Raw genomic sequence first — 1,002 nt, 5'->3', positions numbered from 1 at the left:
CGGCGTTACGCCACTGCTACCGGCAAAATACGCAGACTTTTTCTTGGCAAAGTCATAGTTCAAGGCCTTGGAATTTCTGGCACGCGTCAGAGGCACCAGGTTCGCCAAGCGATGCAACCATTTCATCCGCATAACGGCGTCTGGCCAAGTGGTTGCCCACTCGCTAGCAGGATCGACAGTTTGAGGCAGATGTGCTCGATTGTCAGGACATTCGGTGTGTAGTTCGCCGCCATCGCGGAGACAAATGAGTCCAAGCGCAGGATCAAATAGTTGCGACGCCGGGCGGTCATCTCATAGACGTTCCCATCCAGAGCTCGCAACATCTCAGCGCACTCACCTGGCGTTAGCTCGACTCGGTCGACGTAAACCCCTTTCAGAATGTCCTCGATGACCAGGGCATAACGCTCGATACGCTGGTTTACATTCTTGGCAGTCAGGTGCAGGAAGGCTGCTAGGCGTTCAAGCCGAGAAATGAAGTCCAACACAGCCGCGGCATCGTTGCCTTGTCGGGCTAGGAAGGCAATCGCCACGGGTAACCAGTCTGAGTTGTCTATTCTGTTCAGCCACGTGAACAGCTCGTTAATTTTTTCTGCCGAGGATGTCGAAACGTACTGGCACTGTTTGGCGATCAAATAGGCCTCGGCGTAAGGTGCAACCACTTCATCGACCAGGGCCTCAGAGGACGTCACCTGGCTCAGCACGTGATCCTTAAACTCCTCAAGCAGCATGCGGTCGAGCTTAAAGCGGGCATAAATCATTCGAATATGACCAAAAAAGCTCGTTAAAGCCATCGCGCCCGGTCGCAACCTCAAGGTCTTCCCAGCGGTCGTTAAAAGCTTCGCGCTTGTCTTCCGGAAGCTTGCCGATGACTTCCGCTTTGATGATGTCTGTCGGTAGAAGATCCAAGCCTCGGTTGTTCAAAACCGAGAAGACCCTGAAGGCCGACTGTTGACTTGGGGTGGTGACGGTAACCAGAAAGCAGCGCATAAGCAGAAATGAGCC

1 protein-coding gene and 1 pseudogene are annotated in these 1,002 nt (G+C 53.7%); both read right to left on the bottom strand.

Annotated features, from left to right (window positions below):
• Window positions 1-122 precede the first annotated feature (122 nt).
• Window positions 123-758: a hypothetical protein gene (locus BSK43_RS35455; protein ID WP_246662448.1), complete on the bottom strand. Its 636-nt coding sequence runs from the start codon at window positions 756-758 to the stop codon at window positions 123-125.
• Window positions 739-1,002 (bottom strand): annotated as a pseudogene (locus BSK43_RS35325) (hypothetical protein); the annotation flags it as partial. The gene BSK43_RS35455 and the pseudogene BSK43_RS35325, both read right to left, overlap by 20 nt.

The sequence above is a fragment of the Rhizobium sp. P44RR-XXIV genome, from assembly GCF_001999485.2.
Taxonomy (GTDB): domain Bacteria; phylum Pseudomonadota; class Alphaproteobacteria; order Rhizobiales; family Rhizobiaceae; genus Rhizobium.
The sequence above is the reverse complement of the archived record's forward strand: the minus strand, read 5'-3'. Positions and strand labels throughout refer to the sequence as shown.

What these genes read in the sequence shown, in the direction of transcription:
- BSK43_RS35455 (WP_246662448.1), bottom strand. Translation starts at nt 758, where the DNA reads ATGATTTATGCCCGCTTTAAGCTCGACCGCATGCTGCTTGAGGAGTTT.